This is a genomic window from Bradyrhizobium sp. 26S5 (assembly GCF_036923295.1).
Lineage (GTDB): Bacteria > Pseudomonadota > Alphaproteobacteria > Rhizobiales > Xanthobacteraceae > Bradyrhizobium > Bradyrhizobium septentrionale.
Window position 1 is genome coordinate 1,081,096 of sequence record NZ_CP145948.1, and the last position, 25,505, is coordinate 1,106,600.

General features: G+C 63.9%; 21 protein-coding genes and 1 pseudogene. 12 read left to right on the forward strand and 10 right to left on the reverse strand.

Annotated elements, in window-relative coordinates; translation table 11 throughout:
- Positions 1-134 precede the first annotated feature (134 nt).
- The 4 genes from V5279_RS05035 to V5279_RS05050 all read left to right on the forward strand — a co-directional run bounded on the left by V5279_RS05035 (position 135) and on the right by V5279_RS05050 (position 4,766).
- Entirely contained in the window at positions 135-917 is a 783-nt protein-coding gene (locus V5279_RS05035) for a hypothetical protein (RefSeq protein WP_166302227.1), read from the forward strand.
- A 101-nt stretch (positions 918-1,018) separates the two neighbouring features.
- Positions 1,019-2,929 carry a propionyl-CoA synthetase gene (locus tag V5279_RS05040; protein WP_166302230.1) on the forward strand — a complete coding sequence of 637 codons (1,911 nt, stop codon included), beginning with the start codon at positions 1,019-1,021 and terminating at the stop codon, positions 2,927-2,929.
- 406 nt (positions 2,930-3,335) lie between these two features.
- Positions 3,336-3,608, forward strand: coding sequence for a hypothetical protein (locus V5279_RS05045; protein WP_166302233.1), 273 nt, complete (start codon positions 3,336-3,338; stop codon positions 3,606-3,608).
- An 81-nt stretch (positions 3,609-3,689) separates the two neighbouring features.
- A complete protein-coding gene (locus V5279_RS05050; protein WP_166302236.1) occupies positions 3,690-4,766 on the forward strand; it encodes an acyltransferase family protein in 1,077 nt (358 codons plus the stop codon).
- Positions 4,767-4,980: 214 nt separating this feature from the next.
- On the opposite strand, the gene V5279_RS05055 is transcribed toward V5279_RS05050, so the two are convergent.
- Complete coding sequence (locus V5279_RS05055) at positions 4,981-5,679, reverse strand: DUF1013 domain-containing protein (RefSeq protein ID WP_029077669.1); 699 nt, start codon at positions 5,677-5,679, stop codon at positions 4,981-4,983.
- Positions 5,680-5,907: 228 nt separating this feature from the next.
- Here V5279_RS05055 and ispH point away from each other — a divergent pair, with 228 nt between their 5' ends.
- From ispH to rnhA, 3 genes are read left to right on the forward strand one after another with little or no spacing between them, the layout of a single operon-like run.
- A complete protein-coding gene (ispH, locus tag V5279_RS05060) occupies positions 5,908-6,882 on the forward strand; it encodes a 4-hydroxy-3-methylbut-2-enyl diphosphate reductase (protein WP_166210834.1) in 975 nt (324 codons plus the stop codon).
- 5 nt (positions 6,883-6,887) lie between these two features.
- Complete coding sequence (locus V5279_RS05065; protein WP_338695579.1) at positions 6,888-7,868, forward strand: homoserine kinase; 981 nt, start codon at positions 6,888-6,890, stop codon at positions 7,866-7,868.
- Positions 7,856-8,317 (forward strand): ribonuclease HI, encoded by a 462-nt coding sequence (rnhA, locus tag V5279_RS05070; protein WP_338695581.1) that lies wholly within the window; start codon positions 7,856-7,858, stop codon positions 8,315-8,317. The genes V5279_RS05065 and rnhA overlap by 13 nt, the downstream gene beginning before the upstream one ends.
- 13 nt (positions 8,318-8,330) lie before the next feature.
- On the opposite strand, the pseudogene V5279_RS05075 reads toward rnhA, so the two are convergent.
- Positions 8,331-9,106, reverse strand: a pseudogene (locus V5279_RS05075) (IS5 family transposase).
- 115 nt (positions 9,107-9,221) lie between these two features.
- On the reverse strand, positions 9,222-10,355 hold the full coding sequence (locus V5279_RS05080) for a helix-turn-helix transcriptional regulator (RefSeq protein ID WP_338695584.1): 1,134 nt from the start codon (positions 10,353-10,355) through the stop codon (positions 9,222-9,224).
- 206 nt (positions 10,356-10,561) lie between these two features.
- On the opposite strand from V5279_RS05080, the gene V5279_RS05085 reads away from it, so the two are divergent.
- On the forward strand, positions 10,562-13,417 hold the full coding sequence (locus tag V5279_RS05085; RefSeq protein WP_338695587.1) for a calcium-binding protein: 2,856 nt from the start codon (positions 10,562-10,564) through the stop codon (positions 13,415-13,417).
- 125 nt (positions 13,418-13,542) lie between these two features.
- Here V5279_RS05085 and V5279_RS05090 read toward each other — a convergent pair whose 3' ends face one another.
- The 7 genes from V5279_RS05090 to V5279_RS05120 form a co-directional block, all read right to left on the reverse strand.
- Positions 13,543-14,766, reverse strand: a complete 1,224-nt coding sequence (locus tag V5279_RS05090; RefSeq protein WP_338695590.1) for a calcium-binding protein — start codon at positions 14,764-14,766, stop codon at positions 13,543-13,545.
- Positions 14,767-15,295: 529 nt separating this feature from the next.
- Positions 15,296-15,781 carry a peroxiredoxin gene (locus V5279_RS05095; protein ID WP_166302264.1) on the reverse strand — a complete coding sequence of 162 codons (486 nt, stop codon included), beginning with the start codon at positions 15,779-15,781 and terminating at the stop codon, positions 15,296-15,298.
- A gap of 108 nt (positions 15,782-15,889) precedes the next feature.
- Positions 15,890-16,447, reverse strand: coding sequence for a DUF924 family protein (locus V5279_RS05100; protein ID WP_338695592.1), 558 nt, complete (start codon positions 16,445-16,447; stop codon positions 15,890-15,892).
- Positions 16,448-16,472: 25 nt separating this feature from the next.
- Positions 16,473-18,155 (reverse strand): long-chain fatty acid--CoA ligase, encoded by a 1,683-nt coding sequence (locus tag V5279_RS05105; RefSeq protein ID WP_338701861.1) that lies wholly within the window; start codon positions 18,153-18,155, stop codon positions 16,473-16,475.
- A 180-nt stretch (positions 18,156-18,335) separates the two neighbouring features.
- The gene (locus tag V5279_RS05110) at positions 18,336-19,751 is read right to left on the reverse strand and encodes a D-alanyl-D-alanine carboxypeptidase family protein (protein WP_338695594.1); all 1,416 of its coding nucleotides are present in this window, start codon (positions 19,749-19,751) and stop codon (positions 18,336-18,338) included.
- Positions 19,752-19,953: 202 nt separating this feature from the next.
- Positions 19,954-21,732: a glucan ABC transporter ATP-binding protein/ permease gene (locus tag V5279_RS05115; RefSeq protein ID WP_338695596.1), complete on the reverse strand. Its 1,779-nt coding sequence runs from the start codon at positions 21,730-21,732 to the stop codon at positions 19,954-19,956.
- 270 nt (positions 21,733-22,002) lie between these two features.
- The gene (locus V5279_RS05120; RefSeq protein ID WP_338701863.1) at positions 22,003-23,058 is read right to left on the reverse strand and encodes an ABC transporter substrate-binding protein; all 1,056 of its coding nucleotides are present in this window, start codon (positions 23,056-23,058) and stop codon (positions 22,003-22,005) included.
- Positions 23,059-23,307: 249 nt separating this feature from the next.
- On the opposite strand from V5279_RS05120, the gene V5279_RS05125 reads away from it, so the two are divergent.
- From V5279_RS05125 to V5279_RS05140, 4 genes are all read left to right on the forward strand, one after another.
- Entirely contained in the window at positions 23,308-23,745 is a 438-nt protein-coding gene (locus tag V5279_RS05125; RefSeq protein WP_338695598.1) for a hypothetical protein, read from the forward strand.
- Between the two features lie 116 nt (positions 23,746-23,861).
- Positions 23,862-24,257: a phosphoribosyl-ATP diphosphatase gene (gene hisE / locus V5279_RS05130; protein ID WP_029077658.1), complete on the forward strand. Its 396-nt coding sequence runs from the start codon at positions 23,862-23,864 to the stop codon at positions 24,255-24,257.
- Between the two features lie 69 nt (positions 24,258-24,326).
- On the forward strand, positions 24,327-24,908 hold the full coding sequence (locus V5279_RS05135) for a YqaA family protein (RefSeq protein WP_029077657.1): 582 nt from the start codon (positions 24,327-24,329) through the stop codon (positions 24,906-24,908).
- A gap of 121 nt (positions 24,909-25,029) precedes the next feature.
- On the forward strand, positions 25,030-25,497 hold the full coding sequence (locus V5279_RS05140; protein ID WP_338695600.1) for a hypothetical protein: 468 nt from the start codon (positions 25,030-25,032) through the stop codon (positions 25,495-25,497).
- Positions 25,498-25,505 lie beyond the last annotated feature (8 nt).

A 25,505-nucleotide genomic window follows, 5' to 3' on the forward strand; every position in this document is an offset into this window, starting at 1 on the left:
GGCGAACCCCCAGTGCAGCCGATCGTCGCAATTGACGTATAATCCAGCGTGTGGTTTTGCGGCAAATGGCGCGCTGCCGGAAATCGGGGACCGGTGGTTGGGTGCGGGAGAGGGATGTCTTGTCGGCGATTGGGATGCGACGCAATTCTGCAAATCTGGTCTTGAATCTGGCTTTGGCGCTGCTGTGCATTTGCCTGGCAGGCGCGCTGACAGCAGGCGTTGCGTGTGCCACGAGCAGCGAGCCCGGCAAGGATGTGCAGGTCGATGCCGGCCCCTGCATCGCGGCGGTTGCGGCGGCGGATGACGACAAGACCATCGATGTCTGCGGCGCGCTGATCGACAATGAGAAGGCGGCGAAGCCCGATCGCGTCAAGGCGCTTGTGGCGCGCGCGAGCGCCTATGACCGCAAGCAGATGATCGATCGCGCGATCGCCGATTACGACAGCGTGCTCAGGCTCGATCCCTCGCTTGCCGACGCCCATAATGCGCGCGGCGAGCTGTGGCGCCGCAAGGGCGACCGGCCGAAGGCGATCATGGATTTTGGCGCCGCCGTCAAGCTCGACCCCGATCACGCCGCCGCCAAGGCCAACTACAAATCGCTGTCGCTGGAGCTGGAGCGGATCGGCGCCATGATGGCGGTTGCCGGCAAGCCGAGCTTCGATTGCCGCACGGCACGCCGCGCGGTGGAGAAGGCGATCTGCGCCGATCCCGCGCTCGCCGATCTCGATCGCGAGATCGGCGCGTCGAGCTTTCGCGCGGTACACGAGTCGAAAGACCCGCGGCAGGCGCGCGAGCTGCAGCGTGTGCAGGATCAGTTCATCGCCCGCCGCAACGCGGAATTCGGCCAGCCGGGCTATGATTTGCAAAAGGCGATGCGCGAGCGGCTGCAGCGGATCAACGGGGTCGACGGCTACTAGCCGGACCCGGCCGAAGGTCGCGGTCATTTCGGCTTGAAACCCGGCCGCTTCCCGTGACAATGGTCGGCAAATGACGCGCGACCGCGCGAGGGAGAAACGCGATGAACAGCCAGCAGATGAGCCGGTATCATGAGGTGCATGCCCGCTCGCTTCGGGACCCCGAGGGCTTTTGGGCGGAAGCGGCGCGCGAGATCGACTGGATCGAGCCGGCGAAGAAGATCTTCGATCCCTCTATGGGCGCCTATGGCCGCTGGTTCACCGGCGCCGTGGTCAACACCTGCTACAACGCGCTGGATCGCCACGTCGCCGGCGGCCGCGCCGGCCAGGTCGCGCTGATCCACGATTCTCCGCTCACCAACACGATCACCAAATTCACCTATTCCAAGCTGCTCGAGGAAGTGCAGACGCTCGCCGCGATCATGCAGGATTTCGGCGTGAGCAAGGGCGATCGCGTCATTCTCTATATGCCGATGGTGCCGGAGGCGGTCGTCGCGATGCTGGCTTGCGCGCGGATCGGCGCGGTGCACAGCGTGGTGTTCGGCGGCTTCGCGGCCAAGGAGCTGGCGACCCGGATCGACGACGCCAAGCCGAAGCTGATCTTCTCGGCGAGCTGCGGGCTCGAGCCCGGCCGCATCGTGCAGTACAAGCCGCTGCTCGACGAGGCGATCCGGCTCGCCGGCGCCAAGCCCGAGACCTGCATCATCCTGCAGCGGCCGCAGCAGGCTTGTGAGCTCACCGCGGGCCGCGACCACGACTGGGCGACGCTGCGCCGCGCCGCGTTCGATGCCGGCAAGGCCGCGCCCTGCGTGCCGGTGCTGGCCACCGATCCGCTCTACATCCTCTACACCTCGGGCACGACCGGAATTCCGAAGGGCGTGGTGCGCGACAATGGCGGGCATCTCGTTGCGCTGAAATGGTCGATGTACAATCTCTACGGCGTCAAGCCCGGCGAGATCTGGTGGTGCGGCTCCGACATCGGCTGGGTGGTCGGCCACTCCTACATCGTCTACGGCCCGCTGATCCATGGCGCGACCTCGATCATGTATGAGGGCAAGCCGGTCGGCACGCCGGACGCCGGCGCGTTCTGGCGCGTGATCAGCGAGCACAAGGCGGTCGCCTTCTTCACCGCGCCGACCGCGTTCCGCGCGATCAAGAAGGAGGACCCCGAGGGCAGGCTGCTCAAGAGCTACGACCTCTCGAGCTTCCGCACCCTGTTCCTCGCCGGCGAGCGCGCCGATCCGCCGACCGTGGCGTGGGCGGAGCAGCAGCTCAAGGTGCCTGTGATCGATCACTGGTGGCAGACCGAGACCGGCTGGTGCATCGCGGGCAATCCGGTCGGGCTCGGCATGCTGCCGGTCAAGCATGGCTCGCCGACGGTGCCGATGCCGGGCTATCAGGTCGACATCGTCGACGAGGCGGCGAAGCCGGTGGCGGCGGGCACGATGGGCTCGATCGTGATCAAGCTGCCGATGCCGCCGGCCTGCCTGCCGACGCTGTGGCAGCAGGACGATCGCTTCAGGGACGCCTACCTCACCGAATTTCCCGGCTACTACAAGACCTCGGATGCCGGCTACAAGGATGCGGACGGCTATGTCTGGGTGATGGGCCGCACCGACGACATCATCAATGTCGCCGGCCACCGGCTATCCACCGGCGGCATGGAGGAGATCCTGGCCTCGCATCCCGATGTCGCCGAATGCGCCGTACTCGGCGTCAAGGATGCGATCAAGGGCGAGGTGCCCTGTGGCTTCCTGGTGTTGAAGGCCGGCGTGACCAAGCAGCCCGCCGAGGTCGAGAAGGAAGTCGTCGCGTTGGTGCGCGAGAAGCTCGGGCCGGTTGCCGCGTTCAAGCTTGCGATTACAGTGGCGCGGCTGCCGAAAACCCGCTCCGGCAAGATCCTGCGCGGCACCATCAAGAAGATCGCGGACGGCGAGCCCTGGACCATGCCGGCGACGATCGAGGACCCCAAGGTGCTCGACGAAATCGGCGAGGCGCTGAAGGGGAAAGCGTAGCTCCTTCGGTGCGAGAAGCGACGAAGCAATCCATTGTCACTGCCTGCCGGATCGATGGATTGCTGCGTCGCTTCTGAGAGAGTGTCCGTGTGAACCCCTCTCCCTAACCCTCCCCCGCAAGGGGGAGGGAACCCTTCCGCCGGTGGCCTCCTCACGTAAGACGAACTGAACGGCATGCAGTTGCTGCATCATGTAAGGTGAGCACGCTGGTCAGGCTCCCTCCCCCCTTGCGGGGGAGGGTTGGAGAGAGGGGTGGCCCCGGGCGCGATGATCGATGCTTGCGCGATCGTCCAACGCGCTCGCCCACTCTCGAAACGCACCCAGAAGCAAAACGGCCTTGATTTTGATGGATTGCCGGGTCATCCCGGTTTTCCAACGCCATACCCCACGAGATACGGACCCACGGATGCGATCCATTTCCGCACGCGCGCCCATTGCATTGCTGCTCGCACTGCCGCTGCTGGCAGGCTGCCTCGAACGCGGGCGATCGCCAATCGCGGAGAGCATGGGCGACGACGACCAGTACTGCCAGGCCAGCGGCAAGGTTGCGGTCGGTTCGCCAGAATATGTCGCCTGCCGCAAGGACCGCGACGTGCAGCGCCAGAACGCCGAAGCCCGCACTGATCGGCGGCAGCGCGACCTCGGCGAATACATGATGAACAATCCGGACCGGCACTAGGCGCGTGATGACGGCCCGGCCGGCGGGGTATGCGCGGACTGGACGAGACCTGATCTTGTGCGTGTGGAAGGCGAGCTCGCGTTGGAACGTGACAGGATCGGAGAGCTCGACGGGCTGCGCGCGATCGCGCTGCTGACCGTCGTCATCTGGCACTATTTCGGGACGCCGGACGGTCCGCAAGGCTCGCCGTGGAAACTGCTGCATGTCGGCCGCTTCGGCGTCGATCTCTTCTTCATTCTGTCCGGCTATCTCATCACGGATATTCTGCTGCGGCACCGCGCGGCCAAACAATACTACTCGGCCTTCTACGGCAGGCGTGCGTTCCGCATCTGGCCGCTCTACTATTTGATGTGCGGCAGCGCAGCGATCGGCTGGTATTTTTCGCTAAGCCCTCATTTGTTTGACACCAGGGGCGTGCCTGGCTGGCTGTATCTGTTCGGCTTGCAGAATTTCGGAATGGCCATGGCCCAGACCGATGGCGCCTACTGGCTGGCCGTAACCTGGTCGCTCGCGATCGAGGAGCAGTTTTATCTGCTGTTTCCGTTGCTGGTCCGGAATATCCCGTCCGAGCGGCTGTTCGCGATCTTGCTCGTCCCGATCCTGATCTGCCCGATCGGGCGCCTGATCGACAGCACGCTGCCGGATGCCTATGGCTGGTACGTGCTCCCGCAATTCAGGATCGATTCGCTTGCGATCGGCGCGCTGATCGCCTGGTGGCGTCTCTATCGCAAGCCGGATGCCGAGATATCCGGACGCGTCGCCGCGATCCTCAAATGGTCGAGCATTTCGCTTCCCCTGCTGTGGCTGTTCGGGTGGAAGCGCTGGTCGGTGGCGTTCTCGCACACGCAGGTCGAGATCTTCTTCGGTTCTCTGCTGTTCGTCGTTCTGGAAAATCGCGGCTCTGCAAAACTCGCGATCCTGCGCAGCTCGGTCGCGAACTTCTTTGCCAGAACGTCCTACGCGGCGTACCTCACCCACCACGTCGTCGTGTACCTGCTGTTCGCCGTGCTCCATCAACCCAGGACAGTCACGAGCCTCGCCGGCATTCTGCTGACCTTCGCCGCGCTTGCCCTGACGTTCGGGCTGTGTGCGCTGAGCTATCGATATTTCGAACGTCCGCTGCTCGACTTTGCCCACCGACGCTTCTCATTCGGGTGAGCGAAGCCGGTGAGAGCATTTTCGGTTCTGATTGAATCTGAACCGAAGCTCTAGCTTGTTGTTTGGACGCGTTTTCTTTACGCGAACCGGCGTCCACTTCGTTCGAAAACGCTATAGCGGCGCGCCGCGTGCCGGATCAGGGCAACTCGTGCGCAAACAAGAACGCGGCGAGTTGCCCCGCCGCGTGTCGTCGTCCGGTGGTCGCGCGAGGCGCTTACTGTTCGTCGTCGTCGGCCTTCTTGCCGCCGATCGTCTTCAGCTTGGCGAACACGGCATCGACGTTGAGGTCGTCGTGCTTCTCGATCGGCTGATCGTCCAGTTCGTCCTTGCGCGTGGTCTCGGAGGCCGGCAGCAGCGTGGCGCCGCCATAGACGGTCGTGGTCGGCTTCTCCTTGGCGGCGCGCTGCACCTCGAAATCGAGCTCGATCTGCGAGCACAGGCCGAGCGTCACCGGGTCCATCGGGGTCAGGGTCGAGGCGTTCCAGTGCGTGCGGTCGCGCACGCTGGCGATCGTGGTCTTGGTGGTGCCGACCAGGCGCATGATCTGGGCGTCCTTCAGCTCGGGATGGTTGCGCACCAGCCAGAGGATCGCGCTCGGCCGCTCATGGCGGCGCGACACCGGGGTATAGCGCGGGCCCTTCTTCTTGGCGGCGGAGGGCAGCACCACCTTGCTCTCCTGCAGCTTGAGACGATAGTTCTGGTCCCTCTCGCCCCGCTCGATCTCCTCGCGGGTCAGCTGGCCATTGGAAATCGGGTCCATGCCCTTGATGCCCTGGGCGGCGTCGCCATCGGCGATGGCGCGGACCTCCAGGGGGTGCATTTTGGTGAAATCGGCCACCTGATCGAACGTGAGGGCGGTATTGTCGACCAACCACACGGCAGTAGCCTTCGGCATCAGCGGTGCGTTGCTCATGGCAAATCTCCTTTGTGCTTCGCCCACCTCTGTCGAGGCGAAGCTGGTAGTCATCGGTGATGACGGGAATTATGGCGCCTATATAAGCCCTCAGGGGGGAATGGCGCAATGGGCCAGCAAAATCGCCTTGACAGCGCCCGAAAGCAGTCCCAAGTCCTTATCCTAACTGGCCGTTCCCCGCCCGCCGGCGAGGGGTGATTCGGTCCCGAGATTGCCCGAGACAGACCGATGTCAGCGAAAAAACCCGACCTTAGAATCGTGCTTTGTTCCCCCCGCGGCTTTTGCGCAGGGGTGGTCCGCGCCATCGACACGGTCGAGCGTGCCCTTACCATTTATGGCGCCCCGGTCTACGTCCGGCACGAAATCGTCCATAACAAGTATGTGGTGGACAGCCTGAAGACCAAAGGCGCCATTTTCGTCGAGGAATTGGCCGAAATCCCCGACGATACCAACGCGCCCGTGGTGTTTTCGGCCCACGGCGTTCCGAAATCGGTTCCGGCCGAGGCGAAATCCCGCAATTTCTTCTCGCTGGACGCGACCTGCCCGCTGGTGACCAAGGTCCACCGCGAGGCGGCGATCCATTTCAAGCGCGGCCGCGAGATCCTGCTGATCGGGCATTCCCATCATCCCGAGGTTGTCGGCACGCTGGGCCAGCTTCCGGTGGGCGCCGTGACCCTGATCGAGACCGCCGACGATGCAAAGACCTTCGTCCCGAAGGACCCCGACAACCTCGCCTTTGTGACCCAGACCACGCTGTCGATCGACGACACCGCGGAGATCGTGGCGCTGCTCAAGCAGCGCTTCCCGAACGTCAACGGTCCGCACAAGGAAGACATCTGCTACGCCACCACCAACCGCCAGCTCGCGGTGAAGAAGGTGGCGCCGGTGGTCGATGCCTTGATCGTGGTCGGCGCGCCGAACTCGTCGAACTCGCAGCGCCTGCGCGAGGTCGCCGAGCGCGAGGGCTGCCCGATTGCGGTTCTTGCCCAGCGGGCCAGCGATCTCGACTGGAGCAGGTTTGAAGGCATCACGAGCCTCGGCATCACTGCGGGCGCATCGGCGCCGGAGGTGATCGTCGAGGAGATCATGGGCGCCTTCGCCGAGCGCTACCAACTGCACGTGGAGACGGTCTCGGCCGCGGAAGAGAACGAGTTCTTCCCGCTGCCGCGTTCGCTACGGCCCGACGCTGCCGCGGCGGAATAGACCATATGGCGGTCTACACCGACGTTGCCGCCGAAGACCTCGCGGAATTCCTCAAGAGTTACGACATCGGCGAATTGCTCTCCTACAAGGGCATCGCCGAGGGCGTCGAGAATTCGAACTTCCTGCTGCACACCAGCCAGGGCGCCTACATCCTCACGCTCTATGAGAAGCGCGTGGCGGAGGACGACCTGCCGTATTTCCTGTCGCTGATGGCGCATCTCGCCGAGCGCGGCGTGTCGTGCCCGCAGCCGGCGCGCAACCGCAAGGGCGAGGTCTACAGCCGGCTCGCCGGCCGGCCCGCGGCGATCATCAACTTCCTCGAAGGCGTGTGGCCGCGGCGGCCGAACGTGGCGCATTGCGGAGGCGTCGGCGAGGCGCTGGCCAAAATGCATCTCGCCGGCCGCGACTTTCCGCTGGTCCGCAACAACCCGCTGTCGGTCTCCGGCTGGCGGCCGCTGTTCGATCTCGCCGCCGCGCGGGCCGACAGCGTGCAGCCAGGCTTGCACGACTTCATCGCGCGCGAACTCGATCATCTCGAAGCCGCGTGGCCGGCGGATCTTCCCGTCGGCGTCGTCCATGCCGACCTGTTTCCCGACAACGTCTTCTTCCTCGGCGACAAACTCTCCGGCCTGATCGACTTCCCGTTCGCCTGCAACGACATCCTGGCCTACGACGTCGCGATCTGCCTCAACGCCTGGTGCTTCGAGCCGGATCTTTCCTTCAACGTCACCAAGGCGCGCGCGCTGCTCAATGCCTATGGCAGGGGGCGGCCATTGTCGGCGGCCGAGGAGGCCGCGCTGCCGCTGCTCGCGCGCGGCGCATCGATGCGCTTCCTGCTGACGCGCCTGGTCGATTTCCTCAACGTCCCCGAGGGCGCGCTGGTGCAGCCGAAGGACCCGCTCGAATACGTCCGCAAGCTGCGCTTCCAGCAGAACGTCGCTGCCATCAACGACTACGGCATCACGCCGGCGGGATGCGCGGCGTGAGCGACAAGCCGCATGTGATCGTGTTCACCGATGGTGCCTGCTCCGGAAATCCCGGACCGGGCGGCTGGGGCGCGATCCTCAGATTCGGCGACGTCGAGAAGGAATTGAAGGGCGGCGAGCCGCACACCACCAACAACCGCATGGAGCTGATGGCGGCGATCTCGGCGCTGGAAGCCCTGAAGAAGCCCTGCGCGGTCGACCTCACCACCGACAGTCAGTATGTCCGCCAGGGCATCACCGGCTGGATCCACGGCTGGAAGCGCAACGGCTGGCGCACCGCGGACAAGAAGCCGGTCAAGAACGTCGAACTGTGGCAGCGCCTCGACGCCGCGCTGAAGCCGCATGAGGTGCGCTGGCACTGGATCAAGGGCCATGCCGGCCACGCTGAGAACGAACGCGCCGACGAACTGGCGCGCGAGAGCGTGGCGATGGCGCGGCTGAAGGGCTAGGTGGTGTGGACACTTATCGCATCCATAAGACGATGGCTGCGAGAGTGACGACGGCCAGGTAATTTCGGGCGGTCTTTTCGAAGCGGGTTGCAACGCGGCGGAACTGCTTGAGCTTTGAGAAGCAGCATTCGACGAGATGACGCTGGGCATAGAAATGCTTGTCGAGTGGATATTTGAGCGCACGTGACGGGTTGTTGGGGATCACGGCGAGCGCGCCTTTGGCGGCGATGGCTTGGCGCAAGTGATCGGCGTCATAGGCCGTATCGGCCATGATGACCTCGGCGGATAAGCCTTCGATCAATGCGGCGGCTTGCGGTGCATCGCCCTTCTGACCTGCGGTGAGCTTGAACCGCACCGGACATCCCAAGCCTCGAACGGCCATATGTATCTTGGTGCTCAGGCCGCCGCGCGAGCGGCCGATCGCTTGATCTTCCGCTTGATCTTCAGACCCCCCTTTTTGGCGCCGGCGGCGTGCTGATGCGCCCGAACAATGGTGGAATCGACGATCAGATATTCGAAGTCCGGATCATCGGACATCGCCTCGAAGATCCGCCACCAAACACCCTTGATGCTCCATCGACTGAAGCGCCGGAACACGCTGTTCCAGTCCCCAAACACCTCCGGAAGATCGCGCCAGGGAGACCCCGTACGCACGATCCACAGCACACCTTCCACGAACATCCGGTTGTCGCGCCCGGTGGAGCCCTTCTGATCGGGGCGCCCTATGATCAGCGGCGCTATCCGCTCCCACGCCGCGTCGCTCAATACCAAACGGTCCATCACACCCAAGGCGGCCTCCCCAAAAGCAGCCTTGAATCTGATTTGCTCCTAAAAGGGAATCCTTAGAGTCCACACCACCTAGGGCGCGTGACGTGGAAGATGGTCAAACCCCGCCATCTTCGAACTACCCCAACATCGTAACCAATCTGATCAGCTCGGACTGGCGATGGGTACCGGTCTTGAAGAACACCGACTTCAAATGGTTGCGCGCCGTTGCCAGAGAGATTTCCAGTTTCTCCGCGGCGGCGTGAATCGGCAGGCCGCCGGTTAGCAACGCCGTCAACCTGGCCTCTGCCGGTGTCAGATCGAATGCCTGCGCGATGAGCTTCGCATCCAGCGGCGGGGGTGGCGACAGGTTGGAGAAGACCAGCATCGCGCGAGCGCCCAGGAAGACGCTGCTTGCCGCACCGTCGACCGGCAGCACGCGGATCAAGGCGGGAGGCTTTGCGGCGCGGCGGACCACGATCGGCTCCGTCGGCAGCGCAACGCCGTCGGGCGACGACCGGATCAAATCGACAAGGCGGTGATATTTCGCCATCGCCTCCTTGTCGCGGAGAGCAAGCCGCCTGTTCCGGACCAGGATGTCCTGATCGAATCCGGCATCGGCCGCCGCATTGCAGCTCAGGACAAGGCCCTGCCGATTGAGGACGAGAGCAGGCCGCTGAACCTTCTCCAGCACGCTGGTCATCGACGAGAGGGCAACTCGGCCGACTGCCGTCGCCAGTGTCGCGGTCTCGGTCAATCTTGGCGCAAGACGGGCAAGCGCCCGCTTGTCCGCCGCGTCAAACGGCTCCTCGTTTTGGGTGCGCTGAAGCGTGAGTGCCCAGGCGGCGGAGTCGGCCCAAAAACCGATGCCGGCAAACCATTTGAAGCCGAACGGAAACAGGACTTCATTGTACATCGGATCAGCCCGGATCTGCTCGGGTGTCAGCAGGTCATGATCCGTGACGACCTCTCCGGCCATCATGCGCGGAAACCCGATCGCACGTGGGTCTTTTGTCTGCCAATCATTTGCAAAGTAGAACCGGGTGCCTTCGTCGATGGATTTCGTTCGCGGCACGTCCGGTGTCCGAACGTCGCTTTGCAGCAGCAGAGCAGCTGATGCGCCAACCGCCGCGCAGATGCTTTCCATCAGCTCTGGCCACAGCGATGGATCCACCACGGCATCGCCGAGGCGGCTCATGACTTGGGTCAACCGATCGTGGTCTATGGCTTTCGGACTCAAGGGGAGCGTCGTTGAACAGGCGGCGGGAAACATCAACAAATACAGACGGATGGGGCCCCGCAATATCGGGACTGTCGCGGGTGTGCGCAATTGTCGCACCCAAATGGGTCAGGATCGAACCCTGGCCTGCATGATATCCGGATCGAGTCGTTGTCTTCCTAGGCAAGTATCTGACTGAATTGAAGATTTGTTCGATCCGGTGGTTCGGATCGTCTGCGATTTTGATTGGGGGATTGGGGATGGGATCTTTTCAGGGGACCGCGGGTGACGACACGGTTACCGGCACAGCCAACGGTGCAAACACCAACGATACCCTTCAGGGGCTTGCCGGAAACGACACCCTGATCGGCGGAGACGGCGCGGACGCCCTCGACGGTGGTACCGGCATTGATTTCGCGTCCTACGCGGACGCGCCGGCCGGCGTGGTGGCAAATCTCGTCAGTCCCGGACTCAACACAGGCTACGCACTGGGCGATACCTACACCTCGATCGAAGGCCTGATCGGAAGCAACAGCAACGACACGCTGACGGGCGACAGCAGCAACAACCTGCTTCGCGGCGGACTGGGCGCGGACGTCCTCGACGGCGGCGCCGGCAGCGACACCGCCGACTATTTCGGAGCTTCGGCGGGACTGCTGGTCAGCCTGGCAAATCCCGCTGGCAATACCGGCGAGGCCGCCGGCGACACCTATACGTCGATCGAGAACATCCGCGGCTCGGCCTTCAACGATACGCTGATCGGCGATGGCAACAACAACACGCTGCGCGGCGGCCTCGGGGCGGATTCTCTCGACGGCGGTGCCGGATTCGATTTCGTATCCTATGCGGATTCGACAACGGCAATCACCGCAAGCCTTGCCAATCCGGCATCCAACACGGGCGAAGCGGCCGGCGATACCTACGTCTCGATTGAAGCGATCCGCGGCAGCGACTTCAACGACTCGTTGACCGGCGATGCCAACATCAATTTCCTGCAGGGCGGTGTCGGCGCCGACACGCTGGACGGCGGGGCCGGTTTTGACTTTGCCGACTATTTCAACGCAAGCACCGCGATTGTCGCCAATCTCTCGGATGCATCGGCGAACACGGGCGAGGCCGCCGGCGACGTCTATGTCGGCATCGAAGGGCTCAGAGGCGGCGCATTCAACGATCTCTTGGTCGGCGACAATAATGGCAATTATCTGCGGGGCGGCCTCGGCGCAGATACGCTGAACGGCGGCGGCGGCCGCGATGTCGCCGATTATGGCAATGCCAGCGCGGGTATCGTCGTAAATCTCAATAACCCTTCACTGAACACGGGCGAAGCCGCCGGAGACGTGTACGTTTCGATCGAGGGCATCCAGGGAAGTAACTTCAACGATACGCTGATCGGAGACGCCACGGCGGACACTCTATTCATCGGCGGACTTGGCGCCGACTCGATGGTAGGTGGCAGCAGCGGCATTGATGCGGCCTCGTATATAAGTGCGACGTCCGGCGTCACTGCAAGTCTCGCTAACCCGGCAGTGAACACCGGCGAAGCAACTGGAGATTCCTATAGCGGCATTGAGGTGCTGATTGGCAGTGCGTTTGCCGACCATCTGATCGGCGATGCCGGCAACAATCCGCTCGACGGGCGCGGTGGGGCAGATACTCTCGATGGCGGCGCCGGCTTTGACACCGCTTCCTACGACCAAGCATCAGCTTCTGTGGTGGCCAATCTTGCTGACAGCTCGCAGAATACTGGTGACGCGGCCGGCGACGTCTATAGCTCCATCGAGGCTCTGTCCGGGTCGCGTTTCAATGACACGCTTGTCGGAGATGCAAACGACAACATTCTGAGTGGCGGTCTCGGCGCCGACGCATTGAACGGAGGAGCAGGCAACGATATCGCCTCCTATTCCCGGGCCAGCTCCGCCGTGGTGGCTAGCCTGGCAAACCCGGCTGCCAACACCGGCGAGGCGAGTGGAGACATCTACACCTCCATTGAGGGTCTCGACGGCAGCAGTTTCAACGATACGCTGACCGGTGACGGCGGGAATAACGTCCTTAGGGGAGGCGGAGGGAACGATTCGCTTGACGGTGGGTCTGGCACCGATACAGCGTGGTTCTTCGGCAACCGAAGCGCATATACGATCACCCGAACCAGTCCCACGAGTTCGGTCCTCGTCGCCGGCGAGGGATTTGACACGCTGACCAATATCGAACTGCTGCATTTTTTCGACGTGACCCTGAACGTTGCGGATCTGCCGATCGCGAACACCGGGACGGCTGGTGCCGATAATCTTTACGGCGGCGTGGGCAACGACTCGCTCGTCGGGCTCGGCGGCAACGATGTCCTGATCGGTTTTGCCGGCGACGACGTCGGATATGGCGGCGACGGCAATGACTATTTCTATGCCGGCTCCGGAAACGACATTCTTGTGGGTGATGCTGGTCTCGACGTTCTCCTCGGCGAAGCGGGCAACGATTCCCTCTATGGCGGGTCCGGCACCAACTATCTGTTCGGCGGCGACGGCAACGACCTCATCATTGGTAACGGTGGGATCGTCGGAGCAGGGGATGTCAATGTGATGTTCGGAGAGGCCGGCGCCGATGCCCTGTATGGTGGCGCCGGCTTCAACTATTTCTATGGCGGCGCCGGCGTCGATACGATGTTCGGCGGCAGTGGTCTCAACATCTTCGTCTCCTCAGGCGAAACGGATGGCAACGTCATCTACGGCGGCGCGGGCCAGAACTACGTCTATGGCTCCAATGGTGGCGATACCGTCACCGGCGGCGCCAGCGTTGACGTATTCCTGATGGGCTCGGGCGCGGACAACATCAGCGGAGGCGGCGGAGTGGATTATGCCTGGGGTGGCGGGGGCGCCGACACCTTCTCCATCAGCGACACGACCTCTGGGGTCATGGTCATCCAGGATTTCAACACGGGTGGGGTCAACGATTTCCTGAGCTTTGCCGGCACATCGCTGCATTCGTTTGCTGATGTACAAGCAGCCGAGACCTATGTCGCCGGCATCAACACGACCATCATCACCGATGCGGCAGGCAATGCGGCCTGGCTGATCGGGATCGCACCGGGACAGCTGGATGCGAGCATGTTCAAGTTCAGCTAGGACCTGCTCGACCATTTTCCGGATGCACGGGCTCGCGCGCGACGCGACCTCAACGAGGTTTCGGGCCGTGCCGACGAGATCATTGAATGAGACCGCACCTGCGCCGAGGCAGGTGCGTCTCAGCCTTAGCCAAACTTGAACATGCTGGCGTCCAGTTGTCCTGGTGCCAAGCCGATCAGCCAGACCGCACTGCCCGCGGCGTCGGTGATGATGGTCGTGTTGATGCCGGGTGAGTAGAACTCGGCGGCCTGAACATCGGCGAACGAATGCAGTGACGTGCCGGCGAAATTCACGAAGTCATTGACGCCGCCCGTGTTGAAGTCCTGGACAACCATGACCTCCGGCGTGCTGTCATTGATCGTGAACGTGTCGGAGCCGCCGCCGCCCCAGGTATAGTCAACGCCGCCGCCACCGGTGATTTTGTCGGCGCCCGAGCCCATCAGGAAAACGTCGACGCCTGCGCCGCCAGTGACCGTGTCGCCGCCGTTCGAGCCATAAACATAGTTCTGGCCTGAACCGCCGTAGATGAAATTGCCGTCGGTCTCGCCCGACGAGATGAAGATGTTGAGGCCGGAGCCGCCAACCATCGTGTCGACGCCGGCACCGCCGTAGAAATAGTTGGTACCGATGCCGCCGTAGAGAAAGTCCGCGCCGTCGCCGCCGTACATGACGTTGACGTCGGAAGCCGTCGCTCCGCCGCTTCCGATCAATGTGTCATCGCCGCTGCCACCGAACAGATAGTTGAACCCGGTGCCTCCGTAGATGAAGTCGTTGCCTTCTGCGCCCAAGAGCACGTCAAGTCCATCGCCGCCGACCAGCGTGTCATCGCCGCCATAGGCATAGATGTAATCATTGCCGCTTCCGCCATAGGCCGCGTCATCGCCGATCGTTCCAATGAGGATGTCATTGCTGGCCGAGCCCGACAGCAATTGGCCGGCAACCAGGTCAAAGCCGCCGTCGCTGAAGGGGCCGGCGGAATAGACCACCGATGTCGTGCCGAAAACCCCCGGATGGATTGATGAATCTGCAAAAAGCTCGTTCGGCGCAATTGAAGTCGTGAAGGTGAAGCCAGTGAGCGATTGGCCGGGCTGCAGCGCGGTGGCGGTGGAGTCTGCGACCCAACGGACGCTGTAGCCGTTCGCCGGGGGGACACCGTCCGTGATGCTTGCGGTCCATCCCGAAGGGGCGACGAAGGTCGGAATCTCGCTCAGGTAGCCCTGGCCGGGCAGCCAGGAGAACCAGAATGTACCAATCGGGGTGGTACCATTGTCGATCAAGGTGATCGTGTACTGATAGCTTGTCGGGGAAAGCTGCACGAATCCGATGAACGCGGATGCATTTTCAGCCATGACGGGCCTCCCTGATCAGTGCGGCCGAACATTAAGTTATTGGAATTTAATCGACTTGAGCCGAAATCAGCGCAGCATCAATGCTCTGCGTGTTGACCAAACACCGGCGCGCCCGGGAAATTCCGGCAAGCTCGGGGGAGGCGGGACGAAAAAGCCGATCCGCGGAGGGAACCCTTCGTCCGGCACAGATTGCACGTAGCCGGCCCTGCGTAGGGTGGTCAAGCGCAGCGAAACCCACCATTTCAGTGCACGGCACGAAGCTGATGGGTTTCGCTACGCTCTACCCATCCTTGAGCTACAACGCGGCGATCCCCAGCTATCGCCACGCCCAAAACTGTCATCGCCCGCGAAAGCGGGCGATCCAGTATTCCAGAGACAGTGGTGATTGAAACGAGAGGCCGCGGCGTACTGGGTCGCCCGGTCCCGTCTACGCCAAGGCTTCGACGAGGCCATAATCATTGGCGCGCCGAAGCTTTAGCGAAGGCGGCGAGCCGGGCGACGACAGCCAGGTTTGCGGCGAAAGCTCAGCTCAGAGCTGCCCGAGCAGTGTGTCGCCGCCGGAGACTTCGACCTTGCCCGGGGCGGGTTCGAGGTTGAGCTTCTTCACCACGCCGTCCTCGACCAGCATCGAGTAGCGCTTGGAGCGGATGCCGAGGCCGTTGCCGGAGGCGTCGAGCTCCATGCCGATCGCCTTGGCGAAGTCGGCATTGCCGTCGGCGAGGAACACGGCTTCGTCGCGCTGGTCGGTGTCGCGCTTCCAGGCGTTCATCACGAAGGCGTCGTTGACCGAGACGATCGCGATGGTGTCGACGCCCTTGTTCTTCAAGGCGTAGGCGTTGAGGAAGATGCTCGGCAGATGCATCTTGTGGCAGGTGCCGGTGTAGGCGCCGGGCACCGCGAACAGGGCGACCTTCTTGCCCTTGAAAATGTCGTCGGTGGTTTTGACCTGCGGCCCTTCGGCGGTCATCACGCGAAACTTGGATTCCGGCAGCTTGTCGCCAACATTGATCGTCATCGGTGTTCTCCCTCGGTGAAGCGGAACTCTCTTAAACCCGGCTGCGGAACGGCACAATACGACCTGGCGGAAGAACGGCAATGCCGGATGCTGGTCACCGTTCCGTCATCAGCCGGAAAACCCGCCGGCGTCGAGAAACGCCTGCTCGTCCGCGGTGGTTTGGCGGCCCATCACCCGGTTACGGTGCGGGAAGCGGCCGAACCGGCGGATGATGTCGGCGTGGTCCTCGGCATATCTGAGGTTGTCGGGATGGCCGCCGCATTGCCGAAACAGCGCCACGCAGCGCTGCTGGTCGGCGAGATGCTCCGAATGCTCGAAAGGCAGATAGAGGAATTCGCGCAGCAGCGGATCGATCCGCGCGTCGACGCCGCGGTCGATGGCCCGGCCTGCCACCTCGCGCGCCAGCGGATCGCTGGAAAAGGTCTTGGCGTCGTTACGAAACAGATTGCGGGGAAACTGGTCGAGCACGATGGTGAGCGCCAGGGCGCCGTCGTCGCTCGCCTCCCATGACGACAGCTCGCCGGCAGCCGCCTTCTGCCAGGTGGCGAGGAAGCGGCTGCGGATCTCGGCATCGAACGCGTCGTCGCGCGTGTACCAGCGGTCACGGCCGGCCTTTAGCCAGAAGGTGATGATATCGGCCGGCGTCGCGAGGCGCGCGTCTGTCATGTCCAACGCTCGCCTCGCCGGTCTCTTACGCCGCAGCCTTCTTCTCGTCGCGCAGCTCGCGGCGCAGGATCTTGCCGACATTGGTCTTCGGCAAATCGGTCCTGAACTCGATCTGCTTCGGTACCTTGTAGGCGGTGAGCTGGGTGGCGCTGAACTTGATGATGTCCTCGGCGGTGATGTTCGGGTCCTTCTTGACCACGAAGGCCTTCACCGCCTCGCCGGACTTCGCGTCGGGCACGCCGATCACGGCGCACTCGAGCACGCCCGGATGGCTCGCGAGCACTTCCTCGATCTCGTTCGGATAGACGTTGAAGCCCGAGACCAGGATCATGTCCTTCTTGCGGTCGACGATCTTGGTGTATCCCCGCTCGTCCATCACGCCGATGTCGCCGGTGCGGAAATAGCCGTCCGCGGTCATCACCCGCTCGGTCTCGTCGGGCCTGTTCCAGTAACCCGACATCACCTGCGGACCCTTGGCGCAGATCTCGCCGGCCTGGCCGATCGCCAGCTCATTGCCGTCGTCGTCACGGATCGAGAGCCATGTCGACGGCACCGGTAGGCCGATCGTCCCGGAGAACTCTTCGATCGTTGCGGGATTGCATGTCAGGGTCGGTGAGGTCTCCGACAGGCCATAGCCTTCCGACAGCGCGGTGCCGGTGACTTTCAGCCATTTTTCCGCGACCGGCCTTTGCGTCGCCATGCCGCCGCCGTTGGCGATCTTCAACTTGGAGAAGTCGAGCTTGTCGAAGCCGGGCGTGTTCAGCAAGCCATTGTAGAGCGTGTTGACCGCCGGAAAGAAGCTGACCTGGTACTTCGACAATTCCTTGATGAAGCCGGCCATGTCGCGCGGGTTCGGGATCAGCAGATTGGTGCCGCCAGTTCGCACGCCAAGCAGGTAACACGCGGTCAGTGCGAAGATGTGATAAAGCGGCAGCGCGCAGACGATGATCATGTTGTCGACATGCGGCGGCTTCTTCAGCGCCGGCTGCAGCCAGGCGTCGTTCTGCAGCACGTTGGCGAGCACGTTCTGGTGGATCAGCGTGGCGCCCTTGGAAACGCCCGTGGTGCCGCCGGTATATTGCAGGAAGGCGACGTCCTGGCGCGTCAGCACCGGCTTGTTGAGCTTCATGCCGCGGCCCGCCGACAGCGCGTCGTTGAACGAGACCGCGCCCGGGATCGACCAGGCCGGCACCATCTTCTTCACCCGGCGTATCACCAGATTGACGATTACGCCCTTGAAGCCGAGCAGGTCGCCCATGCTCCCGACGATCACCTGCTTGACCGCCGTGTTCGCCAGCACCTTCTGCACGGTGGTGGCAAAGTTCTCCAGCACGATGATCGCCTCCGCGCCGGAATCCTTGAGCTGATGCTCGAGCTCGCGCGGGGTGTAGAGCGGATTGACGTTGACCACGGCATAGCCGGCGCGCAGCACGGCGGCGGTCGCAACCGGGTATTGCAGCACGTTCGGCATCATCAGCGCGACCCGCGCACCCTTCTGCAGGCCCTTGCTCTGCAGGTAGGCGCCGAGCGCCGACGACATCTCGTCGAGCTCGCGATAGGTGATCGACTTGTCCATGCAGATGAACGCCTTGCGATCGGCGAACTTCTTAAAGCTCTCTTCCAGCAATTCGACCAGCGACGAATATTGCGTGACGTCGATATCGGCGGGCACGCCGGCCGGATAGTGCTTGAGCCAGATGCGCTCCATGGTGGTCAATCCCCTCTCTCAAAATTGCCTGGTGTCCCGGATTGCTTCCGGGTTTCCGGCGCTTTGGCCGGCACTTGGTCGGCTGTTGGCCGCGTTATTTTCGGCAGTATTGAGCAATGCCGCGGTCAATGGCAAGCCGCGCTATCGACGCATCGGGGAATAGGAGGGCCGGCTGCGCTGCTAGCCGGCCGGCTTGGCGTCAGCCTTCGGCTTGTCGGCCGCCTTCGGCTTTGCCGCCACGGGCTTCGCTGCCGCGGGCTTGGCGGCAGGCTTCGCGGCGGCCGGCTTGTCCGCGGCCGGCTTCGCAGCTGCGGCATCCGGCTTGGCGTTGGCGTGACGCACCGGCTTGGCCGCCGGCTTGTCGGATTTGGCGTCGCCCTTGTCGGCCGCCGCATCGGGCTTCTTGGCCGCGACGCGGGTGTGCTTGCCCTTGCCGCGCTTGACCGGCTGCATCTTCTCGGTGTCGGCCTCGACCGCGGCGATCAACGCGGCGCCGGTCTTGGTCGGGCCCGTATAAACCACGACCGGCTCCGACGCCGCCGGCGCCTGCGCCAGCATCTCTGATGGTTTCGGCATCGCGGCCTGCAGGCCCGCGGCGAAGAAGCTGACGCCACCCTCGCCGTTGGTGGTCGAGCCTCCGGCGCTGGCGACGGTGTCTTCGCCGTCCTCGTCGCTGGCCGGCCGCTTGTGCTTGCCGCCGCACATCTCCTCGCGCAGGTTCGGCGGCGAGGCATCGATCGGCACCAGATTGTCGACGGTGCCGAGTGAGGGCCGCAGCCACGCCAGCCCGTTATTGGCAAAGCCGCGATCCAGGAGCTGCGCGGCGCGGATCGCGCGCATGCGGCCCGAGGAGGCGCCGAGCACCACGGCGATCAGTCGCCTGCCGTCGCGCGTCGCCGACGCCACCAGATTGTAGCCGGAGGCGCAGATGAAGCCGGTCTTGAAGCCGTCGGCGCCGGGATAGCGGCCGATCAGCTTGTTGAAGTTCGGCGTGATGCGGCGGCCGAAGCGGATCGACGGGATGTGGACGAAATATTCGTATTCCGGCAGGTCGCGGATGATGGCGCGGGCGAGGATCGCCATGTCACGCGCCGAGGTGATCTGGCCGTCGGCGGGCAGGCCGTTCGGGTTGACGTAGCTCGTTTGCGTCATGCCGAGCTTTTGCGCGGTCTGGTTCATCATTCCGGCAAAGCCGTCGATCGAGCCGCCGACGCCCTCGGCGAGCACCACGGCCATGTCGTTGGCCGACTTCACCAGCATCATCTTCAGCGCGTTGTCCACGGTGACCTGGGTGCCGGGCCGGAAGCCCATCTTCGAGGGCGACTGCGAGGCCGCGGTCGGCGAGACCGTGAGCAGCGTGTCGAGCGACACGCGGCCGTCCTTGACCGCCTTCAGCGTCACATAGGCCGTCATCAGCTTGCTGATTGACGCCGGATACCACGGCATCGCCGCATTGTCGGCCTGCAGCACCTTGCCGGAATCGGCCTCGACGACCAGCAGCGCCTCGGCTCGCGCCAGCTGCGGCGTTGCGATGGCGAGCATCGCAACAGCCAGAATCCATTTCAACGACGGGCGCAGCGGGCGAGGAAAATGCACGAGTCCGGTTCCGGTCCTTTGAGACCCGCCTTAAAACAAGGAGGTCTTGCGATTGTAGCGTACGGGTTTCAAGCGTGTCCGGCGCCGCGTTGCGGCGATGCAAACCCTATACCGGCTTGCCAGCAGAGAACAGAGGCCGGCCAATTATATCGTGGACGAAATCGGCTGAATTTCGGCAGCCGCCTCAATTGGAAAGCCGGAATTATGGTGTCTCGATGCCGGCGCGTGCCTGCTCATGGACCATGAACTGGGCCCGCGCGAGCTCGGCAAAACGCCCGCCTTTCGCCACCAGTTCATCGAAAGTTCCGCTTTCGATCACCCGTCCCTGGTCGAACAACAGGATGCGGGTGGCGTGGCGGATGGTGGACAGGCGGTGCGCGATCACAAATGTGGTGCGGCCCTTCATCACTTCATCGAGAGCGGCATTCACCTTGGCTTCCGTGACGGCGTCGAGCGCGCTGGTCGCCTCGTCGAGGATCAGGATCGGCGGATCCTTCAAGAGCGCACGCGCGATCGACAGCCGCTGACGTTCGCCGCCGGAGAGCATACGGCCGCGCTCGCCGGCATGGGTGTCGAATTTCTTGTCGCTGCGCTCGATGAAATCCAGCGCCTGCGCCCGCGCCGCGGCGGTACGCAGTTCCTCGTCGGTCGCATCGGGCTTGCCGACGCGCAGATTGTCGGCGAGCGAGCGGTTGAACAGCAGCGCCTCCTGGAACACCACGCCGATGTTCCGCCGCAGCGCCGTCAGCTTCAGCGCGCGGATGTCCATACCGTCGATCTTGATGATGCCGGATTGCGGATCGAACGCGCGATGCAACAGCGCAATCGCGGTGGACTTGCCGGCACCGGTCGAGCCGACCAGCGCGATGGTCTGGCCGGGCAATGCGGTGAAGGAGAGATCCTCGATCGCCGGCCGCTTGCCGTCATAGGAGAACGAGACGTTGTTGAACTCCACCAGGCCGGACAGCCGTCCGGGATCGACCGCGCCGGGCCGGTCGCGCACTGCCGGCACCGCATCGAGCACGTCGAAGAACTCCTGCAGGCGCGGCGCTTCCATGAACACGTTGTTGATGAAGCTCACCACCTGCTCGAGCTTCTGGATCAGCATGGTGGCGAACGAGACGAACATCACGATCTCGCCGACCGTGGTGAGGCCCTCGTTGTGGAGCGCGATGCCGACGGTGAAGATCGCGAGCACCGTGATGGTGGTCGAGGCGCGGGTGATCACGGTGACCAGCGCCCACCATGACAGCACCGGCATCTGCACCGCGAGCAGCTTGTCGGCGACGTAGCGCAGGCCCTGCACCTCGGAGTCGATCCGCACGAAGCTTTGCACCAGCGCGACATTGCCGAGCGCGTCGGAGGCGCGCGCCGACAGGTCGCTGTAATAGGCCTCCACCTCGCTCTGCATGCCGTAGGTCTTGCGCACCACCAGCGTGGTCAGCACGGTGAACACGACGCAGAGTATGAACAGCAGGATTGCCAGCCGCCAGTTGATGTAGAGCGCGAGCGGCAGCAGCACGATCAGCGACATGATGGCGGCGAAATGCTCGCGGAAGAAGCCGAGCCAGAGTCGCCACAGCGCATCGGTGCCGTTCAGCATCACCTTCATCAGCCGCCCGGAATGGGTGCCGGAGTGGAAGGTCAGCGGCAGCTGCATGATGTGCTCGAAATAATCGGTCAGCACCGCCTGGCGCTGGCGGTGCGCCAGCCGGTCGGCCTGCAACGCGACGATCGCACTGCAGCCGATCGTGAACAGGCCGAACGCTGCCCATGCGATCAGCAGCGGCCATGCCGAGGAGGTCGCGAACAGTCCGGTGACCGGCCGGCCCGACAGCACGTCGACGATCTTGCCGAACAGCACCGGCTCGGCGAATTGCGCGCCGGCGAGCAGCACGTTGGCGGCGGCGAGGATCCAGCCGAGCCGCGCCTCCTTGCCGAGCAGTTCGAGGACGCGGGTATAGAGGCGGAGCATGGACATGCCGGCGGGACTCGTAAGCGGTGGACGCCCGGTCAGGCGGGACGCGATTTAATCAGGGTTCGCGATGCAGGGCCAGCGGGCGGAAGTACATCACGCTCTGTCATGGCCGGGCAGAGCCGTCCAAAGGACGGCGTCGCTTCCGCTCGCCTATGGACCCGGCCATCCACGTCTTTCTCGCAAGCGATCACCGAAGACGTGGATGCTCGGGTCGTCTGCGCGAAGACGCGCTTCGCGCTTTTGCCCAGGCATGACGAATACGGAGAGCTGTCCTCAATTCACAAGCCGGCCGTCGATCGGCGGCAGGAACTGGTCGTCGAAGATGTCGGCGGCGTGCGGCCGCTTCTGGAATTTGAAATCCTCCGCGAGCTGATCGATCGACCGCTCGAAGCGCTCCGCCTCGATGCCGCCGATGCCGTCGCGCTTCACCTCGCCGGTCAGGATGTTGTCGCGGATGATGGCGCGCAGCCGCTCGAGCTCCAGATCGCGCGAACCGCCATCCATCCGGCTCACCACCTCGCCGGCGGCGCGCCCCGGGTCCTTGATGGCGAGGTTGGTGCCGCCGATCACCGCGCGCACGAAACCTTTCACCGCATCCGGCTTCGCCGCGGCAAGGCGCGGGCTGACGATGACGGCAAACCCATAGGCCTCGCAGCCATAGTCGGCGAAGCGCAGCACCGCGAGATCGTCGGCCGGCACGCCGCGATCCCGTAAATTGATCGCCGAGAGATAGGAGAAGCCGGTCACGGCGTCGACCTGTCCGGCGGACAGCATCGGCTCGCGCACCGCGGCGCTGATCGTGTTCTGCTTCACGCTCGATAGCTTGATGCCGTTCTGCTTGGCGACGGCGGGCCAGAACAGGATCGAGAGGTCGCCCTCGGCGACGCCGAGGTTCTTGCCTTCCATATCCGCCAGCGCCTTGATGCCGCGGCTCTTGCGGGCAATGATCGCGTAGGGCGCCTGGTTGAACAGCACCAGCACCGCCTTGACGGGCGCCGCACCGGGCTTGTCGCGAAAGCGGATCAGCGTGTTGATGTCGACCAGCGCGAAGTCGCTCGAGCCGTCGGCGACCCGCGCGATCGCGTCCGCAGAGCTGGTGGCGACGTTGGTGCCGACCGCAAGCCCCTCGGCGCTGAACAGGCCGCCGGCCTGCGCCATCACGAACGGCGCGGCGGCAGCATCAGGCGGACGGTCGAGCGTGAGCTGGATGGCGAGCGGCGGCGGCTGGTCGCTGGCACGGAGCGGGGTGACGGCCGGCCACGCGCCGCCCGCGAGGCCGATCATGCCGGCCAGTATCCAGCGGAGAACGGTGGTCCGAGTTACCTGCATCATGACATCCGGGAGGCGAGACAAAGTGCCGCGCCGGTGCGCCTGCTTCATGGCATCGAATGCGCCAGGGCAACGTGCAATTTCAAGCGTTATTTGCAGGCATTTTGCCCCAGGCAAGGTGAACGGCCGATGACTGCCTTGTTTTCGCCTAGGGTTGTTCAGCTTGCATTCGGTTTGGGGAACCTAATCTGGAGGGACTGGTTAGCTAACCAAGGCCCGTCGGGCCGGCTTCCATAAAGGATGACTGCAATGTTTGCGCGAAAAGGTGTTTTTTCGTCCATTGGCCGCACAGCCACATTGGCAACGGTTGCTGCTGTGGCGCTGACGGCCGTTGAGCCGACGATGGCGTTCGCAGGCTCGGCTGCGGCGGGCAAGGCGGCCGCTGTGACCACGTCGCACGGCACCAGCGGCGCGACCGATATCAGCGCGCGCCGTCGCTACTATGGCGGAGGTGGCGCGGCTGCCGCGGCCGCGTTCGCCGGAATCGTCGGCACGGGTCTCGCGATCGCCGCGACCCAGAGCCGCCGCGATTACTACGACTCGTACGGCTATTACGACGGCGGCCCGGCCTATTACGGCGGTGGCCCCGCCTATTACGGTGGTGGCCCGGTCTACTATGGCGGCGGACCGTATGGTTACCACGGCTATTACGGGCGCCGGTCGCAGCTGCCCTATACGCCGTACTGAGACTGCCGGCGGTTCTCAGAACTGTCACAAACGATCAATCCACCGGCCTCAGGCCGGTGGATTTTTTCATGAGCGCCGTTAACACGCTGGCGACGCGTTTCGATTAGGTTCGAAGGATGAGTGATTCGATCGATCGGCTCTACCAGGCGGTGATCGCGGCCAAGGATCTCGATCCGGCAACGTCGCGCACGGCACGGCTGTTCCAGCGCGGCCCGGCCAAGATGGCCAAGAAGCTCGCCGAGGAAGCGATCGAAGTCGTGATCGACGCCGTCGCCGGCAAGTCGGATGCCGTGGTCCGCGAAAGCGCCGACCTGTTCTACAACCTCACCGTTCTCTGGGCGTCGGCCGGCGTCAAGCCGGAGGACGTCTGGCGCGAGATGGAGCGGCGCGAGCGCCTGCTCGGGATCGCCGAGAAGCTGCCGAAGTCGCCGGTCAAGCTGCCCAAAACCGCGCCCGTCCCGGTGGTTCGGCGCCGAATTGTCGCGCTGGAGAACCGGCTGCGTAAACGGTAGCCCCAAATCGTCCCAAATCAGCCAATTCCCGGCATGGACAAATCCGCTCCATGATGGTTCATCGCGCCCATGTTGAAACGGATTTACGACTGGTGCGTCGAGGCGGCCGACAAGCCCTACGCACTCTGGATTCTCGCGGCCGTCTCGTTCGCTGAGAGCTCCTTCTTCCCGATCCCTCCCGACATCATGCTGCTGCCGATGTCGCTGGCGCGGCCGAAGCGGGCGTGGTGGTTTGCGACGGTCTGTACGGTTGCGTCCGTCGCCGGCGGCGTGCTCGGCTACGCGATCGGCGCGCTGCTCTACGACTCGCTCGGGCAGTGGCTGATCCATCTTTACGGCCTGTCCGACAAGGTCGACGCGTTCCGCGCCTCCTATGCCGAATGGGGCGCCGTGATCATCCTGCTGAAGGGGCTGACGCCGATCCCCTACAAGCTCGTGACCATCACCTCGGGCTTTGCCGGCTACAACATCTGGCTGTTCGTCCTGTGCTCGATCGTCGCGCGCGGCGGCCGCTTCTTCTTCGTTGCGGTGCTGCTCAACCGCTATGGCGATGTCATCCGCGCGGAGCTCGAGAAGCGGCTCGGCCTGTGGGTCGCGATCGGCGCGATCGTGCTGGTGCTGGGCTTTGTCGTCGCATTCAAGCTGATCTAACCAAAGTTCTAGCCCTTCGCGTCTTTGTCCGCGGACGGCTTCGGACTACGCTCGCTGCGATGCTGATTGAATCGACGACCGGTGAATCTCGCGAGACTCAATCCCGCCAGGGCGCGTTGCGATGGCGGGCCTTGCGCTGTCGATGGCGCTGCCTGCGATCGACAGGGGATGGGCGCAGACCGCGCCGCCCGCGCTCGGCGTGCAGTCGCAGCCTGTTGAGCCTCAGCCGCAACAGATCGATCTGCCGCCCGCGCCGGTCGAGCGCGAGAATCCCGGGCTGATCAACGAAATCGGAAAGCTGTTCGAGAAGTCGAAGTCGGCGCTGCCGGCGCTGAAGAGCCCCGGCGAGACCATCAACGACCTGTCGAACATCGCGCGCCCCTCGACGGTGGTGACCGGACGCGCGGCCTGCGTGGTGGCGTCGAACGATGCGCCGGATTGCAAGATCGGCGCCGACCGGCTGTGCCAGAGCAAGGGGTTCGGGAAGGCAAGGGCATCGATACCGACGCCTTCGAGAAATGCTCGCCGCTGGTCTATTTGCCCGGCCACAAGCGCGGCCCGAACGACTGCAAGACCGAAAATTTCGTGACACGGGCG

Bases quoted from the DNA above. Each gene is read 5' to 3' on its own strand.
- ispH (WP_166210834.1), top strand. From the start codon at position 5,908: ATGTCAGCGAAAAAACCCGACCTTAGAATCGTGCTTTGTTCCCCCCGC.
- V5279_RS05045 (WP_166302233.1), top strand. From the start codon at position 3,336: ATGCGATCCATTTCCGCACGCGCGCCCATTGCATTGCTGCTCGCACTG.
- V5279_RS05125 (WP_338695598.1), top strand. From the start codon at position 23,308: ATGTTTGCGCGAAAAGGTGTTTTTTCGTCCATTGGCCGCACAGCCACA.
- V5279_RS05080 (WP_338695584.1), bottom strand. From the start codon at position 10,355: ATGTTTCCCGCCGCCTGTTCAACGACGCTCCCCTTGAGTCCGAAAGCC.
- V5279_RS05120 (WP_338701863.1), bottom strand. From the start codon at position 23,058: ATGCAGGTAACTCGGACCACCGTTCTCCGCTGGATACTGGCCGGCATG.
- V5279_RS05115 (WP_338695596.1), bottom strand. From the start codon at position 21,732: ATGTCCATGCTCCGCCTCTATACCCGCGTCCTCGAACTGCTCGGCAAG.
- V5279_RS05140 (WP_338695600.1), top strand. From the start codon at position 25,030: ATGGCGGGCCTTGCGCTGTCGATGGCGCTGCCTGCGATCGACAGGGGA.
- V5279_RS05040 (WP_166302230.1), top strand. From the start codon at position 1,019: ATGAACAGCCAGCAGATGAGCCGGTATCATGAGGTGCATGCCCGCTCG.
- V5279_RS05090 (WP_338695590.1), bottom strand. From the start codon at position 14,766: ATGGCTGAAAATGCATCCGCGTTCATCGGATTCGTGCAGCTTTCCCCG.
- V5279_RS05135 (WP_029077657.1), top strand. From the start codon at position 24,327: ATGTTGAAACGGATTTACGACTGGTGCGTCGAGGCGGCCGACAAGCCC.
- rnhA (WP_338695581.1), top strand. From the start codon at position 7,856: ATGCGCGGCGTGAGCGACAAGCCGCATGTGATCGTGTTCACCGATGGT.
- V5279_RS05085 (WP_338695587.1), top strand. From the start codon at position 10,562: ATGGGATCTTTTCAGGGGACCGCGGGTGACGACACGGTTACCGGCACA.
- V5279_RS05035 (WP_166302227.1), top strand. From the start codon at position 135: ATGCGACGCAATTCTGCAAATCTGGTCTTGAATCTGGCTTTGGCGCTG.
- V5279_RS05055 (WP_029077669.1), bottom strand. From the start codon at position 5,679: ATGAGCAACGCACCGCTGATGCCGAAGGCTACTGCCGTGTGGTTGGTC.
- V5279_RS05100 (WP_338695592.1), bottom strand. From the start codon at position 16,447: ATGACAGACGCGCGCCTCGCGACGCCGGCCGATATCATCACCTTCTGG.
- V5279_RS05065 (WP_338695579.1), top strand. From the start codon at position 6,888: ATGGCGGTCTACACCGACGTTGCCGCCGAAGACCTCGCGGAATTCCTC.
- V5279_RS05105 (WP_338701861.1), bottom strand. From the start codon at position 18,155: ATGGAGCGCATCTGGCTCAAGCACTATCCGGCCGGCGTGCCCGCCGAT.
- V5279_RS05095 (WP_166302264.1), bottom strand. From the start codon at position 15,781: ATGACGATCAATGTTGGCGACAAGCTGCCGGAATCCAAGTTTCGCGTG.
- hisE (WP_029077658.1), top strand. From the start codon at position 23,862: ATGAGTGATTCGATCGATCGGCTCTACCAGGCGGTGATCGCGGCCAAG.